At 48.7% G+C, this 16,578-nt stretch carries 14 protein-coding genes; 13 read left to right on the top strand and 1 reads right to left on the bottom strand.

The window, feature by feature from the left end; genetic code table 11:
• Nucleotides 1-175: 175 nt before the first annotated feature.
• The 13 genes from CRO25_RS26030 (at nt 176) to CRO25_RS26090 (ending at nt 16,011) form a co-directional block, all read left to right on the top strand.
• The gene (locus CRO25_RS26030) at nt 176-478 is read left to right on the top strand and encodes a MazG-like family protein (protein WP_024629547.1); all 303 of its coding nucleotides are present in this window, start codon (nt 176-178) and stop codon (nt 476-478) included.
• A complete protein-coding gene (locus CRO25_RS26035; RefSeq protein ID WP_231952824.1) occupies nt 475-1,395 on the top strand; it encodes a DUF2232 domain-containing protein in 921 nt (306 codons plus the stop codon). Before CRO25_RS26030 ends, CRO25_RS26035 begins: the two co-directional genes overlap by 4 nt.
• An 11-nt stretch (nt 1,396-1,406) precedes the next feature.
• Nucleotides 1,407-3,395: a DHH family phosphoesterase gene (locus CRO25_RS26040; RefSeq protein WP_063567368.1), complete on the top strand. Its 1,989-nt coding sequence runs from the start codon at nt 1,407-1,409 to the stop codon at nt 3,393-3,395.
• Nucleotides 3,392-3,835, top strand: coding sequence for a 50S ribosomal protein L9 (rplI, locus tag CRO25_RS26045; RefSeq protein ID WP_024629550.1), 444 nt, complete (start codon nt 3,392-3,394; stop codon nt 3,833-3,835). The genes CRO25_RS26040 and rplI overlap by 4 nt, the downstream gene beginning before the upstream one ends.
• 1 nt (nt 3,836) lies before the next feature.
• Entirely contained in the window at nt 3,837-5,198 is a 1,362-nt protein-coding gene (dnaB, locus tag CRO25_RS26050) for a replicative DNA helicase (protein ID WP_024629551.1), read from the top strand.
• A 444-nt stretch (nt 5,199-5,642) separates the two neighbouring features.
• Entirely contained in the window at nt 5,643-6,929 is a 1,287-nt protein-coding gene (locus CRO25_RS26055) for an adenylosuccinate synthase (protein ID WP_079696987.1), read from the top strand.
• A gap of 226 nt (nt 6,930-7,155) precedes the next feature.
• The gene (locus tag CRO25_RS26060) at nt 7,156-7,941 is read left to right on the top strand and encodes a hypothetical protein (protein WP_072733924.1); all 786 of its coding nucleotides are present in this window, start codon (nt 7,156-7,158) and stop codon (nt 7,939-7,941) included.
• A gap of 605 nt (nt 7,942-8,546) precedes the next feature.
• A complete protein-coding gene (locus tag CRO25_RS26065; protein WP_063567365.1) occupies nt 8,547-10,079 on the top strand; it encodes a peptidoglycan DD-metalloendopeptidase family protein in 1,533 nt (510 codons plus the stop codon).
• A 263-nt stretch (nt 10,080-10,342) separates the two neighbouring features.
• On the top strand, nt 10,343-11,065 hold the full coding sequence (yycF, locus tag CRO25_RS26070) for a response regulator YycF (protein ID WP_062327757.1): 723 nt from the start codon (nt 10,343-10,345) through the stop codon (nt 11,063-11,065).
• Nucleotides 11,065-12,915: a cell wall metabolism sensor histidine kinase WalK gene (gene walK / locus CRO25_RS26075; RefSeq protein ID WP_063567364.1), complete on the top strand. Its 1,851-nt coding sequence runs from the start codon at nt 11,065-11,067 to the stop codon at nt 12,913-12,915. The genes yycF and walK overlap by 1 nt, the downstream gene beginning before the upstream one ends.
• Entirely contained in the window at nt 12,899-14,179 is a 1,281-nt protein-coding gene (locus tag CRO25_RS26080; RefSeq protein WP_079696988.1) for a YycH family regulatory protein, read from the top strand. Before walK ends, CRO25_RS26080 begins: the two co-directional genes overlap by 17 nt.
• Nucleotides 14,180-14,454: 275 nt before the next feature.
• A complete protein-coding gene (gene yycI / locus CRO25_RS26085) occupies nt 14,455-15,198 on the top strand; it encodes a two-component system regulatory protein YycI (RefSeq protein ID WP_063567362.1) in 744 nt (247 codons plus the stop codon).
• A 6-nt stretch (nt 15,199-15,204) separates the two neighbouring features.
• The gene (locus CRO25_RS26090; protein WP_062327768.1) at nt 15,205-16,011 is read left to right on the top strand and encodes an MBL fold metallo-hydrolase; all 807 of its coding nucleotides are present in this window, start codon (nt 15,205-15,207) and stop codon (nt 16,009-16,011) included.
• Here the strand turns inward: CRO25_RS26090 and CRO25_RS26095 are convergent.
• Nucleotides 15,980-16,192, bottom strand: coding sequence for a hypothetical protein (locus tag CRO25_RS26095; protein ID WP_053781978.1), 213 nt, complete (start codon nt 16,190-16,192; stop codon nt 15,980-15,982). The genes CRO25_RS26090 and CRO25_RS26095 overlap by 32 nt on opposite strands.
• Nucleotides 16,193-16,578: the final 386 nt, after the last annotated feature.

Raw genomic sequence — 16,578 nt, forward strand, 5'->3', positions numbered from 1 at the left:
GAACTTAAATGAATTTTCGACAAGATAAAATACGAATTCGTTGTACGGGGTCCCCGCAAAGTACCTGAGATAAGTTTCGGAGGACTTCTCCGCTTTTTGGGGTAATTTTGCGGCCCCCCTTTTTATGCTATAATGGAGAATAAAGCTTTTTCGGGGGAGAGTGACTTTCGCCAATATGCCTAAAGAACTGGATGTAGCCAAACGCGCTAAAGTGATTGAATGGCTTAAAACCGAAGTGCTTGATCAGGTATCCCGATTATTCAAAGCGTTATGGGAAGGCAGTACAACCCGAATCGGGGACAGTCTCGCCAGTTTGATGATGAGTAGTTACATATTGGGCCGCAGGCTCGGTATTCCTTTCAAGGATCTGGATGCACTGCTTGTTGAGAAATTGAAAAAGCATAAACAGGAAGGTCACCAGTTGGAAGATTGGTACCAAGATATTTCCGCGCTAGAAGATCACATGCGTAAGAGGTGAATTTGTTGAAATTTAGCTTTAAATCAGCTGTCTGGAGCGTAGTTTATCTGCTCTTGCTACTTTCGCTGTTAACTCCTTTATCGGTTTTGGCCATATTTTTCATGATGATACCTGGAGTTATTTTGTTTGCTTCATTACCGGTAAAATCATTTATATGGCATCTCGTCCCAGTGGCGATCATTTTGGTCATATTTAGTCCGATTTATTTGTTATTACTGCTTTTGTTCACCCTGCCCGCCATTGTTATGGGCAATGCTTACAAGAAAAAGAAATCGGCCCTGTTCGCCCTAATGGCAGGAAGTGGAGCCATGCTGGCCGAGTATCTGTTGCTCCTGTTGATTGGAAGTGTAATCTTCCAATTTGATTTGTCGAGTTATATTGATGATGTGGTCAGATTGACGATTGAACCCCTGACGAATACATCCAGTCAGATGGTAAATGGGTTTGTATGGACACCTGAAATGACTCAGGATGTCGCAAGACAGACGCAGCTTATGATTCCATTCGCCTTGGTGGTCACGTCTCTGGTCATGGCTCTAATCACACATCTCATTGCACGTCCGATTCTAAACGTAATGGGCGTGGTTGTACCGAAATTTCCACCTGCGCGTGAATGGCGTATGCCGCGTGCCCTGATCTGGTATTACTTCCTGGCATTGTTGTTCGAAGTGATATCCAGGCAGAGTGACGGAACGTACTGGACCATGATCGCCATGAACTTGTCGCCTCTAATCAATTTGGGCTTCATGATTCAAGCCATCGGATTCTTCTTCTTTCTCTCACATGCAAAGAAATGGAATCCGGTTGTACCGTATTTGCTGGCGGCAGCAGTCTTCTTCATTGGACCGCTGCGGATTATCGGGATTATCGATCTGGCGTTCCCGCTTCGCGAGGCAATATCGAAACCAAAACGATAGGGTGATGAGTCATGCCTAAATTTCTGAAGAAACGCTGGCACGGCTACTATACCGTATGGGCGTTCATACTGCTGCTTCTGCTTGTTATGTTCGTGACCATCTACAACTGGACGCTTGGTTTGATTAGTCTGATACTGGCTTCGGCGCTGGGAATCGTCATGATTAAGGCGGAGCTCGCATTCCGTCGTGAGCTTAACGACTACATTAATGGCCTTTCCATTCGGATCAAACGAATGGAGGGGGAAGCGGTCAGCATGCTCCCATTCGGTATTGTGCTGTACAGCGAAGATCGTACCGTAGAGTGGCATAATCGCTTCGTCGCGGATATGTTCCAAGAGAAGACGATGGTAGGTAATCCGCTGCAAAATTTGTTTCCCAAACTTCCTCAACCGAAGGAAAAAAAGGATGGGACCAAGGAGCCGTCTAAGGAGCTTCACGACGAATTCCAATTGGATGATCGATATTATGGAGTTATTCATAATCCGCAAGAGCGGTATGTATATGTTTACGAGATTACGGAGCTAGCCATTCTTCGTGATAAATATGAGAATGAACGCATGGCACTGGGCATTCTGGTTCTCGATAACCTGGACGAAGCAGCCCAGGGCATGGACGACCAGCAGCGGACTGCGCTGATTGCCCGTGTAACAAGCGAGATTACGTCTTGGGCGAAACGGTATGAGGTATACCTGCGCCGCCTCTCTTCTGATCGTTATCTCATGATGTTGAATTATAAGTCTTTGCAGGAACTGGAGCAGAGCAGATTTGTCATCCTGGATGAAGTCCGGGAGATGACGGCTGATCTTAAGGTGCCGATGACACTAAGTGTTGGACTGGCATTTGGCTCGGATACCATCAGTGAGATGGGAGAATTGGCTCAGTCCAGTTTGGATATGGCACTTGGCCGTGGTGGTGATCAGGCTGCCGTAAAATCTGGACAGCGGTTGTCCTTTTACGGTGGAAAGTCCAACGCGGTGGAGAAACGTACTCGGGTAAGAGCTCGGGTTATCGCACATGCATTGCGTGATCTGATGCAGGAGAGTGACCGAGTGATTATCATGGGTCACAAAATGCCTGATATGGATGCGATTGGCGCGTCTATTGGGGTATGGAAAGCGGCGAGTCTGTACAATGTGGAGGCACGAATTGTACTGGATGGACCCAACCCTTCCATTGAACGCATGATGGAACAGGTGAATAAGGATGAGAAGCTGTCCAAAGCCTTTGTGTCGCCGGAACAGGCAACCCAGATGATGACGGAGCATACGCTGCTTGTTGTTGTCGATACACATAAGGCATCCATGACAATGGAGCCGAAGCTGGTTCAATCCGCTACGCGTGTCGTGGTTGTGGATCACCACCGTCGGGGTGAAGAATTCATTAACGATGCAGTTCTGATCTATCTGGAACCATATGCTTCTTCGGCAGCAGAATTGGTGACTGAGCTTCTCCAATATATTCATGACAAGGTACAATTCACTCCACTGGAAGCGACGGCGTTATTAGCCGGGATTACGGTGGATACGAAGCATTTTGCACTCCATACGGGATCGAGAACGTTTGAAGCGGCAGGCTTCCTGCGTCGCAGTGGTGCAGACACCATTATGATCCAGCGGCTTATGAAAGAAGATCTGTCAGAATATATTGCTAAGGCAGAAATCATAAAGCATGCTAAAATGGTATACGGGAACATTGCGCTGGCGGTCACGGACCCTGGCAACAAGATTCCACAGATGATGATCGCCCAAGTGGCGGACACATTGCTTAATATGACCGACGTGGTCGCTTCATTTGTCATTAGTGAACGCCCGGATGGACTGATTGGCATCAGCGCGAGATCGCTAGGGCGCATGAATGTTCAGGTGGTCATGGAACGACTGGGCGGTGGCGGACATTTAACGAATGCTGCCGTGCAGCTTGAAGGAACGCTTGGAGAGGCGGAAAAACGGCTGACGAACGTACTGGCTGAAATCGAAAAGGAAGAGGGTTTGTTCGAATGAAAGTCATTTTTATAAAAGATATGAAGGGTCAAGGCAAAAAAGGACAAGTGAAGGAAGTGTCCGAGGGATACGCACAGAACTTTCTTCTGCCACGGGGAATCGCACGTCCAGCAACAGACGGAAACATGAAAACACTGGACAACCAGAAGGCAGCGGAAGACAGACGTAAGCAGGAAGAGAAAGCAGAAGCGGAAGCTCTGGCTAAAAAGCTTGAAGCTGAAGTGACTGAACTGAAAGCAAAATCCGGCGAAGGCGGCCGTCTGTTCGGTGCAATCACGAGCAAACAAATCGCAGAAGCTCTGGCAGCGAAAGGTCTGAAAGTCGACAAACGCAAAATTGAACTGGACGAGCCTATTCGCACACTCGGCGTAACGCAAGTCACCGTCAAGGTTCACCCTGAAGTGAAGGCTACCTTGAAGGTACAGGTAACGGAGGAGTAAGATGGGCGGCGAAATGTTATTCGACCGGATTCCCCCACAGAACCTGGAAGCCGAACAGGCCGTGCTGGGTGCAATCCTGTTGCAGGGCGAAGCCCTGATTACAGCGATGGAACGGGTGCAAACCGAGGATTTCTATGATAAACCCCATCAATTAATTTTTGAAGCGATGATCCAGCTTGGCGAGGGAAATCAACCGATTGACCTCGTGACACTGACTTCGCTACTGAAGGATAAAGGCGAGCTTGAGGACATCGGCGGCGTCAGTTATCTGGCGAAGCTGGCTCATGGTGTTCCGACTGCCGCGAACGTGGATTATTACGCTCAAATTATCGAAGAGAAATCCATGCTGCGTCGCCTGATTCGTACAGCTACGCAAATTGTGAGTGAAGGATACACGGGCGGTGAGGATGTCGCGGCTATGCTTGGAGAAGCAGAGCGGCGCATTCTGGAGATTTCCAACCGACGTTCCAGTAGCGGTTTTATAGCCATTCAGGATGTTCTGATGGAAGTATTCGACCGTGTGGAGACGTTGCATCAGAACAAGGGCACCACAACGGGCATTCCGTCCGGGTTCATCGATCTGGACAAGATGACCGCCGGATTCCAGCGGAGTGACTTGATTATTGTAGCGGCACGTCCATCTGTAGGTAAGACCGCCTTCGCCCTGAACATCGCTCAGAATGTAGCCATTCGGGCGCAGGAGACAGTTGCGATATTCAGTCTGGAGATGTCAGCCGCACAGCTCGTACAGCGTATGATCTGTGCAGAGGCCAATCTGGATGCGGGTGTCATGCGTATGGGTGACTTTAAAGGTGATGAAGATTGGCAAAAGCTGACGATGGGCATTGCAGCCTTGAATGAAGCTAATATCTACATTGACGATACACCAGGGATCACCGTAGCTGACATTCGTGCTAAATGCCGTCGTCTCAAGAAAGAGAAAGGCCTTGGCATGATTCTGATCGACTACCTTCAACTGATTAGTGGACGTGGTAAAGCCGGCGAGAACCGTCAACAAGAGGTATCCGAGATCTCACGTACCCTGAAACAGATTGGCCGGGAACTGGAAGTTCCGGTTATTGCCTTGTCTCAGCTGAGTCGGGGTGTTGAGCAACGTCAGGATAAACGTCCGATGATGAGTGACTTGCGGGAATCGGGTTCGATCGAGCAAGATGCCGACATCGTTGCGTTCCTGTACCGGGATGACTACTATAACCAGGAAACCGAGAAGAAAAACATTATCGAGATTATTATCGCCAAACAGCGTAATGGTCCGGTAGGTACGGTGGAACTGGTCTTCCTGAAAAACTTTAATAAATTCGTTAACTACGAGAGGGCACATAATGATGCCTTTGCCATGTAGGGGACAGGCACAGACTGCTTCGATAGGGAAGTGAAATCGTCTGTCCCCGACATCAACCATTAGATTATATGAACTCATAAATACGTTGTGAATACGACATATAGCGTTGGATTTAAACGCGTAGCGTAAAACCGGGGTTAGCCGTCAAGCAAGCTTTGACTGGCTTCGCCGGTTTTTTGCGTCGCAATATGGAGTCAATTCCGAACATTAGAGTTTGACTATATCTAATTGTTCGCCATTTGATTTGACTTTGAAAAAAGGGACTGGTACACTAGTACTGCTGCGTTAAAGCAGCGAAAACCTTCCCTTGGATGTAAACCGAGGGGGATTTTCACTGTCCGTTAGCACGCTTCTCCGCTGGTAATTTCACTTCAAATTCCTGCCGAGATAGAGGACGGACAGACCAATACAAAGGTGCGCAAGGCACCCACGGAGGTATGTACTATGTCAACGGTAGTTGTAGTGGGAACGCAATGGGGAGACGAAGGTAAAGGCAAGATTACGGATTATTTGGCGGAATCCGCAGACGTGGTTGCTCGTTACCAAGGTGGTAACAATGCAGGACACACGATTCTGATCGATAACAAAAAATATAAATTGACGATGATTCCATCGGGTATCTTCTACACAGACAAAGCATGTGTAATTGGTAACGGTATGGTTATCAACCCGAAGGCACTCATCGAAGAAATTAACTATATTCATGACAATGACTTTACGACCAAAAACCTGTCCATCAGCGAACGCGCACACATCATCCTGCCATATCACATGGTATTGGATGCATTGGAAGAAGAGAGCAAAGGCCCGAACAAAATCGGTACAACAGGCAAGGGAATTGGCCCATGTTACATGGACAAATCAGCTCGTATCGGTATTCGTATGGTTGATCTGCTTGATGCGGAAGAGTTCGAACTGAAACTGCGTCATTTGGTAAAAGAAAAAAACCGTATAATCGAGCAAGTCTATGGCGGCGAGCCTGTAGATGTAGAAGAAATTCTGAAAGATTACCTGGGATATGCAGAAATTCTGCGTCCTTATGTGCGTGATACATCAGTGGTGCTCAACGAATACATCGATGAGGACAAAAAAGTATTGTTCGAAGGTGCACAAGGCGTTATGTTGGATCTTGATCAAGGTACTTATCCATTCGTTACTTCATCCAATCCGTCTGCAGGCGGCGTATGTATCGGTTCTGGCGTTGGCCCAGCTCGTATTCAGCAGGTTATCGGTGTGGCTAAAGCCTATACAACACGTGTAGGAGATGGTCCTTTCCCGACAGAGCTGCATGATGCAGTTGGTGACCAAATTCGTGAGACTGGACATGAGTACGGTACTGTAACTGGACGTCCGCGTCGTGTCGGCTGGTTCGACAGTGTAGTTGTTCGTCACGCACGTCGTGTGAGCGGGATTACAGGTCTTTCCCTGAACTCCCTGGATGTAATGACAGGTCTGGAAACGGTGAAAATTTGCACAGGATACAAATTCCGCGGCGAGGTTATCACTCACTATCCGGCAAGCCTGAAAATGCTGGCAGAATGTGAAGCGGTATACGAAGAGCTTCCGGGCTGGAGCGAAGATATCACTGCGGCGAAGAAACTGGAAGATCTGCCTGTGAACACACAGAATTATGTGAAACGTGTTTCCGAACTGACAGGCATTCCAATTGCCATCTTCTCTGTAGGTCGTAACCGTGAGCAAACGAATCAGGTTCTTCCTATCTACGAATAAGCAGCTAGGTTAACTCGGCAATACGAAGTAAACGTTCATCCAAATGATATGCCTATATAGGCATCATAGAGCCCCAGTTATCGCTTAAATAGCGATGGCTGGGGTTTTTCGCACGCCTTCCTGATATAATCCCCGGATTTCCGTCAATACTGGTTAACAGTAGACTCATAGATCCTGAAACATCGAATGTGATATGGGGTCGGAATAACGGAGGGAGAGAACGGGAATGAAGTTGCTTCAATGGTTCATTAAAATATTGCTTACCGTGATGCTGGTCAGTTCACTGACCCTGCTGACAACCGGATTAATCGTTCAGTCATATGTAAAATCGCTGCTGGCGAGTTTTAATATTCAGTGGGAAGGCCAGCCCATGGGATTAACGGCCATGTTTCAGGGTGCATTAGGTGGTAAGTCCGGTGAAGAGAAGAAGCCGGGAACGGGCACGACAGATCAGCCGGCAGGAGCGGAGGAGGAACACGTTCCAGAAGATGCGATATCTGTCATGGGCAATGGAACAGAAAGTGGAGAAACAGGCGCGAATACAGGCAACAGCTCTGAACAGGGTACGGGAACAGACGATGGTCAAGGAGCAGGCTCAGGAACGGACTCTTCTGCTACGGGATCTAGCCCAGGGGGCAGCTCAGGCACGGGAACAGACGCAGATGCTGGCACAAATGCGGGTAGCGATTCTGGGACAACGCCTGGCAACAGTACAGCATCGGGCAACGGATCAGGTACGAATTCCAATGGCACGCCTTCTTCAGGGAATGATGAGATTGTAGTATCTCCGGATGACATCACAGGCAAGAAGGACAAGCTGCCGTTGGAGGAAAAAGAAAAGATTTTCAGTCTGCTGATGAACAAGCTGCCCCAGAAAGAGATGCAGCAAATCTCAGGCGCTATGGAAGGCGGCCTGACTGAGCAGGAGCTGCGCGATATTGAGCAGGTGATCTCCAAGTATCTGACGAGCGAAGAATACGATAATCTAATGGAAGTCCTTCAGGCGGAATAAACTAAGTTCATATAGGGAAATCCGTAAATCTGCGACCCTTTGCTGAATATTCATAAAGGAATCGAAAGATCGAATCCTGTGCGGTAAATAAGAGAAATTTAATTTATGAGGCCATTCGGGCAATGAAATAAAAGCAGAAATTGGTTAGCATATAATCCAGCCAATATGAGGCACTCTAAAGCAAGAGTTCAACGAAATCCCTCCCTAGAGATGATCTGGCGAGGGATTTCAGTTTGTATTTTTATGAAAAAGAAAACACATATCGGTGGGTCTTAGAACCTAGTCTTAAAAATGATCATAAGTACATAATATACCTGAAGTAGAAGCGATATGGGGAAGAATATCGATCTTCCATCTTATGGATAATACAGGAAAACCAAGCCTGGCGCGGCTTTGCGCTATGACGTGTACAGTTGAAATGAGTGTAAAACCTGTGTTAAAGTATACGGGTGTGATAAAAGGTTAAAATTTTGACACTTTTACGAGCGCAGCTAAAGTCCTGATTTGCGGACACCCGAATACAAATATCGACAAGCATGGGACAGACACAGTGGGTGATGTCTTGACAGAAATGCGAACTGAGAAGTGCTGAAAAGGAGAGAATCATGAAAGGTTTCAGAGGCATACGCCAACCGGGCAAGAACCGGGAACACGAACAATCCGGGGAACACCGGACGGCCGAAGACAAAAACAACATGAGCATGTCCAACTTCAGTAGTAACAAAAAGCGCGTTCTGGCCTCGCGCAAATGGATCATTACAGCAGCATGTGGTTTATTCATCGCTGCATCGATCGGATTCGCAGGCAAACAATACGTTGCTGCAAACACCGTCCCATATTATAAAGTGATGGTTAAAGGAAATGAGATTGGCACCATCACGGATGAGACGCAATTACAGAAATTATTTGCAGACAAAACTGAGGAATTCCAAAATAAATATCCAGAAGCGGAAATGGTGCTGAACACAGATGGCATCACGACCGAAACCATTAAAGCATACAAACCCGTAGTAAACAGCGATGAGACGCTGGACAAGCTCGGCGACATGCTTACCGCCTATGCCAAGGGTGTAGAGCTCAAGGTAGACGGTGAAGTAATCGGCATTGTGAAGGATCAGGCAACAGCAGACGCGATTCTGGAACAAGTGCAGAACAAGTACATATCGGCATCGGCTGTGCGCAGTTCGCTCAAGACGAAGTCGGTATCGGCAAACTCTTCGAAGAAAGCCGAGGGGCCAAGTACTACGCTGAAGTCGGTGGGTATCAAGGAAGATGTAGCGACAGATGTGGTGAAGGCTGATCCAAACAAAATATGGGATGTATCCGAGGCGGTTGAAGCTTTAACCGTTGGTAAAGACGCGCCTGTAACTTATGTCGTGCGTGAAGGAGATACGATCTCTTCCATTGCTGCCAAATACGAAATTACGCAAAGTGAGATTCGCAAACATAATCCTGGCATCAAAGAAACGTCACTGCAAATTGGGGACGAGCTTACACTGACGGTGCCAAAACCAGCTGTTACTGTCAAATCGGTAGAGCAGGTTGTTGAACAGATTGAGATTAAACCGCAGGTGGAAGTACGCAAAAGTGCTGAGCTCAAAGCAGGCACAACCAAAGTGGTGCGTCCAGGTCAAAGCGGTCTGAAAAGCATGCAATATCGGATAACGAAGGAAAATGGTGAGGTCGTTCAGGAGGAATGGCTTGGCCAGGAAGTCATCAAGTCAGCAGTTACTGAAGTGGTTCTGAGTGGAACCAAAGTGGTCGGTGAAGGTACAGGTGAATTTGCTTGGCCGGTATCAAACGCTACGATGAGCAGCAGCTTTGGACAACGCTGGGGTCGCCAGCACAAAGGTGTCGATCTTGTCGGTAACCGTGACGTGAAAGCGTCTGATGAAGGCGTGATTACTTTTGCAGGACAGAAGAGTGGTTATGGCAATGTTATTATTATTAACCATCGTAATGGATACGAAACACTTTATGGGCACTTGAACAGCATTGGTGTTAAGGTTGGACAAGTGGTTGAAAAAGGTGAGAGCATCGGCGTAATGGGTAACACGGGTCGTTCGACCGGAACGCATCTGCATTTCGAGATTATCAAGAACGGAACGGTGGAAAATCCGTTGACATACTTGAACTAGTTATATCGCAATCCAGGGCAAGGTTGGCAGTTGATGCTGGCCTTGTTTTTTGCTGCTGTAAAAATTTTTCAGTTTGGGCTGCACATTGGCCCTGATCGGGATGTGACGGTGCTTCAGGTATGTTAAACTATAGACTATAGGCAACAAGCCATATGATATGAACTATATTCAATGAAAACGTAGGAAACACAATTTATATAAGTTGATTAAGAGAGATAGACCGCTAAGGCGGATCAAGCAGGATATAGGGGTGAAGACAGCCGATGCAGGGGAAGATTTTGGTGGTGGACGATGAACAGCCCATTGCGGACATTCTGAAGTTTAATTTGGAAAAAGAGGGGTACGAGGTCATCTGCGCATTTGATGGCATTCGTGCGGTTGAATTGGCGTTATCCGAGAAGCCGGATCTGATGCTGCTGGACCTGATGCTGCCAGGTAAGGATGGTATGGATGTGTGCCGCGAGGTGCGTGCCCATCTGGAGATGCCGATCATTATGCTGACTGCAAAGGATGGGGAGATCGACAAGGTGCTCGGTTTGGAGCTAGGTGCGGATGATTACGTGACGAAGCCTTTCAGTACGCGCGAGCTGCTCGCCCGGGTGAAAGCACAGATGCGCAGACGGCAGAAGCCTGCCATTACGGCTGAAGCGCCGGAAGACGAAGAGAAACAGGTCATGCGTTTATTTGATCTGGCGTTTGATATGGACATGTATACAGCTTACAAAGGCGGCGAACCGCTGGATCTGACTCACCGTGAGTACGAACTTCTCTATTATATGGCGAAGCATTCCGGCAAGGTCATGACACGTGAACATCTGCTGCAAGCTGTATGGGGATATGAATATTTCGGGGATGTACGTACCGTTGATGTTACGATTCGTCGTCTGCGTGAGAAGATTGAGGAGAACCCGAGCAAACCAGAAACGATTCTGACTCGCCGCGGGCTGGGTTATCTCGTGCGCAGTCCCAAAAGCGTGGGGATATAATGGGGCGTTTCTCGCGATTTTCGTTCTTTCGAACGATTCAGGCGAAACTGATTATTATCTATGTACTGCTGATTCTGATTGCGATGCAATTGATCGGCGTTTATTTTGTGAGTGCGATGAAGAACTCGTTGACCAGCAACTTCACTGAGGATTTGCAGGCGCGGGCTGAGATGCTGTCTGTGCTTGTGGGAGAGACGATGGCTGGTGGAGAAGCCGAGGCTGGCGAGGACAAAACGGAAAACCTGCGTGTGTTGGTAAACAACCTGTTCAACATCAACGGAGCGGAGATTCAGGTGCTGGATGCCAGCGGCAAAGTGCTGACCACCTCGCTAAGTTCCCATTCAGACTATGTTGGACGCAAAAACACCCAGACCGTTGTCAGCCGTGCGCTGCAAGGCATTCGGGACAATGAGGAATATATCGTGGACGAGGATAATGTTCGCAAAAAGGTCGTTGCCAAGCCGGTGCTGTCCGGCGGCAAGATTATCGGCGCGGTCTACATCGCCGCCTCGATGAATGAGTTATATGCCACAATGGAGGGCATTAACAAGATTTTTATCTCAGGCATTTTGATTGCCTTGGTATTAACCGCAGTGCTTGGTGTCATTCTGTCACATACGATAACGCAGCCTATCAAGGAAGTTACCCGAAGAGCGACGGCGGTCGCGGAAGGCAACTTCGATCAGCAGACGCCTGTATTCGGAACGGATGAGATTGGACAGCTCAGTCGGGCGTTCAACTATATGACTAGCAGATTGCGGGATGCGCTCTCCCAGAACGAAGAGGAGAAGGAGAAGCTGACGTCCATTCTGACCAATATGAGTGATGGCGTGGTCGCAACGGACGAATATGGCAAAGTCATTCTGGTGAACCGCCGTGCTAGCAGCATTCTGGGCATGCGTCCGGCGGACATTGAAGGAAGGCACTTTGCCGTATTGCTGGGCATTGATCCGGAAGATGCTGAAGCGTTAGCCAGTGGTTTTACAGGCTCGACGCTGCTCCAGATTGCGCCTGCGGGACAGGAAGATCCCGTTGTCATCCGCATGACGTTTACACCGGTCCATCGTCGCGAGCTAGGCATTACAGGTACGATTGCTGTGCTTCAGGACGTTACAGAGCAGGAAGAACTGGAAGCTTCACGGCGTGAATTCGTGGCGAATGTCTCTCATGAGCTGCGTACACCGCTGACTACCATTAAGAGCTACGCAGAAGCGCTGGATGATGGAGCTCTCGAAGATCCCCAGCTCGCTGGACGATTCGTTGGGGTAATCCAGAATGAGACGGAGCGTATGATTCGATTAGTTACGGATTTGCTGCATCTGTCCAGGCTCGATTCCAAGGAAGCGATGCTGCGCAAACAGCCAACCGACATCATGGAGATGTTGGAAGAAGTGTCGGATCGTTTTTCGTTCCAGATGCATCAGAAGGATATTCAATCTGTGCTTTCTGTAGAGAACGGGATTCCAGCGGTTCCATTGGATCGCGACCAAATTGATCAGGTGCTTGATAATGTTGTGTCCAATGCGCTGAAATACACGCTTGAAGGTGGCACGATTACAATCGCAGCCAGACGCAATGATGATCATACTCTCGCCATATCAGTGACCGATACGGGGATGGGGATTCCACAGCGGGATCTGGACCGCATTTTTGAACGGTTTTATCGGGTAGACAAGGCTCGCTCCCGCAGTATGGGCGGTACAGGGCTCGGATTGTCCATTGCCCGGGAAATTGTGAAGGCCCATGATGGCAATATCTCACTGGAGTCCGAGGTGGACGTGGGGACGACGGTAACGTTCACACTGCCCATGCGTGAGGAAGGAGGTGAGCACCTTGAAAGAGCGGATTAAATCTCTGGTGCTTGCTTCCCTCGTCGTTGCCAGTTTGGTACAAAGTTACTTCTTGATCTATCGTTTGCCCGGTGGGGGCGATTCGATTGTGACGTCAGAGACGAACTATGTGAAAACCGAGAATATGGGCCAGGAGCGCAATATTGAAGATTTAATTTTCCCTGATCAGATGGTTATTCATCTGGGAGAGGACAAACATACGGTGTTTTATCCGGGCAATACGTTCTATCAGTTGATCTATTCACGGTTGCAGGGACGTACGTTTGATGATTTCCAGCGTCGGAGTGTGCAGTCGGTCAACTGGAATCAGATTCGTAAGGAGAATCCTGGCTTTGAGCTGTCGTTCAAGGAAGGCATCCCTGTAGCGTTGTTACAGCGCGTGATGCGACTCGGGACAGACTCTCTCTTCCAGGGGGAAACGATTAACCGGATCTCGATCTATACGGCCAAAAATGAAACAAAGGCACACGCACTGTTCTTCAGCGCCAAAGGCGACGTGGTCTACGAGGCGACGCAGGCGGATCTGACAGTACAGGACGTGCAGCAGCATGTCGACTTCGGCAGCAGCTGGACACCTTATACGCTGATGGACGGCGGATATTATATCCCGGCTGAAGCACTGGAAACGATTGAGGCTGACGTGCCTACAGGCCAGTTCACTGTCGAACAAATGCAGCGCAGCCTATTCTTTGATCCAAGCATGACCCGAAACATTCGGGAAAAAGATGGCTCGGAGATCTATACAGACAGCAAACGCAGTCTGCAAGTGAAGCAAGAGCAGCGCTGGATTAGCTACACCGATCCAGCGGCGCCGCCTGCGGGACAGATTGACGCAGCGAAGGATGCGCTGTCCGCGGTTGATTTTGTGAATCAGCATGGCGGCTGGAAAGGTCGTTCGCGCATGATGCTGGATACAACCGATACAAAGACGAAACTTCAGTTCCAGCAATATTACAGCAGCTTCCCGATTATGGACTCGATGCAGTTCCGGTTCGGCACGATCAGCATGGAGATGCAGCAGGAGACGGTATCCAGCTATGAACGTTCGCTCGAATATCTGAACGAAGGCGCGGAGACGAAGAAATCGGTCACCCTGCCCGGTGGGGACAAGCTGAAGGCGCTCATCCAGAAGGTGGCGGGTACTAATCGTAAGGTCGTAGACGTGTATCCGGCTTACCGTCCATTCAGCATTGAGGATGGACTGAAGCTCATCCCGGTATGGGTAATTCGATTTGGAAACGGGGAGGAGACCACCGTTTCTTGATGGGTTATAGTCATTAAACATAAGGTGGGCTGCACTATCCACTCCGCGGTCAGAACAACCTTCCGATCGCTGTTATTCCCAGATTTCATTGATTCCCTTTAGTTAAAGGGAGAAATCCGAGAATAAAGGCGAGCACTACGTTTCTCCAGGTTTTTTCTGCCCCCCTCGTTATCGTGGAGCTTTATGTTCAAAGTCTATAAAAGACTAAAGTAGCGGTGGCAGGTTGGGCAACTTTAGAAAGTATTTCAAGAAGTCTAATGATGGAGGTGGATGTTTTGGATTGGGGACGGGCGAAAAATGTATTGATCTATGCCTTCCTGCTGCTCAATCTGGTGCTGGGATACCAGATCTGGATGGATGCGCGGGAGACGGCCGGAGCCAATCTGGACTTCACCTCGCTGGCGGATAATACACAACAGGCAATGGAGGAGAAGGGCATTCAAGTGCTGGCTCCTATTCCGAATGAGACGCCGAAGCTGCCGAAGCTGTCGTATGAGTTCATTGAAGATAACAAGACAGGCATAGAGGTTGAACTGGAAAATAAAGTGGACAGCAAGCTGATCTTCTCGCAAAGCGAGCTGGAGGATGCACTACAGGACGAGATTCCCCAGATTGGTACGTATCGATGGGATCAGCTGATGGCGGAGGATGGGGCATTTGTGCTTCATCCGTTGGTGGATGGCAAATGGCCGCTCTTCAATGTTAGTCTGGAGCTATTCTACAGCGATCAGAAAATTACGGGTTATCGTCAGACTCCGGTGCGGATTACGACAGCGGAGGAAAGCGATCAGCAGGTGCTTCCGGCGTCGAAGGCGCTGGGTACGCTGATCGAGAACTTTTTGCCAAATGATGCGATTGTCAAAGATATTCAGTTGGGCTATTACGGCCAGTTGTTCAATTCAGATATGCAGGTGGCGATGCCGGCATGGCGGTTCGTGCTGGAAAGTGGCGAAGTGTTGTACGTGCAGGGCATCAGTGGGGATGTATTCAGTCCCAAGACAGACAAACCAGGGGAGTAATGCGTTATGGGGATTTATTTTACCGTGTTATCCAGCGGTTCGACAGGGAATGCCACGGTTATACAGCATGGGGGCACATCCCTCATGATTGATGCAGGTCTCAGTGCGAAGCGGCTGGAGGCATTGTTTCTGGAACGGGAGATTTCGGGAACGGAGCTGGACGGGATTCTGGTTACACATGAACATTCCGATCACATTAAAGGACTAGGCGCGATGTCTCGGAAATATAATTTACCAATCTATGCAAATACGAATACGTGGGCGGCACTGGAGAAGTCCGTTGGGGCGATTCCAGAGGAAAACCGAAGGGTATTTGAGACGGGTGAAAAGCATGATTTTGGCTCCCTGCGCGTGGAATCCTTCGGCATCTCCCATGATGCAGCGGAACCGGTAGGTTACACATTCGATGATGGCAGTGAGAAGCTGTCCGTTGCGACGGATCTCGGATATATGAGCGACAAGGTTCGCGATGCGATCTCGGATTCGGATGTACTTGTGCTGGAGGCGAATCATGATGTCGAATTGCTGCGTATGGGGCGGTATCCATGGAACACCAAGCGCCGCATTCTGAGCGACATTGGGCATTTGTCGAACGAAGCGGCGGGAGCTGCGCTTAGTGAACTGATGAACGGACGCATCAAGCGCACGTATCTGGCACATTTGAGCCGGGATCATAATATGATGGACTTGGCGAAAATGACCGTGCGTGATGCGATGGAGAGCCGTGGTTGCTTTTATCGGGATCATGAGTTCAAGCTCTGTGATACGTATTATGATCGGCCTACGCCATGGGATAGGGTGGGTGAGCCATAAAGCTGTCGAGTTCGGTAGCTTTGCGCTCTACTTCTTCGCGGGTCAGAATGCCTTTGTCGACGAGCAGTTCAATAATCGTGCTTAGGGCAAGGGTGTTGCGGTAATGCTCTTCCTTGAGATCGGCCAGCTTGGCCGCCATATGAACTTCATCCATGGCTGTGAGTGTACGCGTGCGATCCATAATGTGAATCCTCCTTCTATGAAGCTTCGAATTGTCTTTTACTATTATTGTAGTCAGGCTTGATGGAAAACATTCCTCTTTTTGCCGCTATAATTACACGTAAGGGACGTGTATGCTGAACCAGGGGCTGCATTTTGCTTAAGAAGATGAAAAAGTTCACGGGAATAGGCAAAATTGCGCTTAGCCAACTGGATTTTGTGGTGATAGATACTAGGGACCTTTATTGTTAAGCGCGTTATAGCGGAAATTTCCGTTAATCTTCGTAATTATGCAACTTTTTAAGATTTGGCGTGTTTAGTATATAAGGAGCTTTTATAGTAGAGGCTGTTTTGCGCGCAAAAAGGCATGTCGTAGAATGCGAGAGCATTTCTGATAGAGTCACAGAC

The organism is Paenibacillus sp. RU5M (assembly GCF_900221055.1).
Lineage (GTDB): Bacteria > Bacillota > Bacilli > Paenibacillales > Paenibacillaceae > Paenibacillus > Paenibacillus marchantiae.

What these genes read in the sequence shown, in the direction of transcription:
- CRO25_RS26030 (WP_024629547.1), top strand. Translation starts at nt 176, where the DNA reads ATGCCTAAAGAACTGGATGTAGCCAAACGCGCTAAAGTGATTGAATGG.
- CRO25_RS26040 (WP_063567368.1), top strand. Translation starts at nt 1,407, where the DNA reads ATGCCTAAATTTCTGAAGAAACGCTGGCACGGCTACTATACCGTATGG.
- rplI (WP_024629550.1), top strand. Translation starts at nt 3,392, where the DNA reads ATGAAAGTCATTTTTATAAAAGATATGAAGGGTCAAGGCAAAAAAGGA.
- dnaB (WP_024629551.1), top strand. Translation starts at nt 3,837, where the DNA reads ATGGGCGGCGAAATGTTATTCGACCGGATTCCCCCACAGAACCTGGAA.
- CRO25_RS26055 (WP_079696987.1), top strand. Translation starts at nt 5,643, where the DNA reads ATGTCAACGGTAGTTGTAGTGGGAACGCAATGGGGAGACGAAGGTAAA.
- CRO25_RS26060 (WP_072733924.1), top strand. Translation starts at nt 7,156, where the DNA reads ATGAAGTTGCTTCAATGGTTCATTAAAATATTGCTTACCGTGATGCTG.
- CRO25_RS26065 (WP_063567365.1), top strand. Translation starts at nt 8,547, where the DNA reads ATGAAAGGTTTCAGAGGCATACGCCAACCGGGCAAGAACCGGGAACAC.
- yycF (WP_062327757.1), top strand. Translation starts at nt 10,343, where the DNA reads ATGCAGGGGAAGATTTTGGTGGTGGACGATGAACAGCCCATTGCGGAC.
- walK (WP_063567364.1), top strand. Translation starts at nt 11,065, where the DNA reads ATGGGGCGTTTCTCGCGATTTTCGTTCTTTCGAACGATTCAGGCGAAA.
- CRO25_RS26090 (WP_062327768.1), top strand. Translation starts at nt 15,205, where the DNA reads ATGGGGATTTATTTTACCGTGTTATCCAGCGGTTCGACAGGGAATGCC.
- CRO25_RS26095 (WP_053781978.1), bottom strand. Translation starts at nt 16,192, where the DNA reads ATGGATCGCACGCGTACACTCACAGCCATGGATGAAGTTCATATGGCG.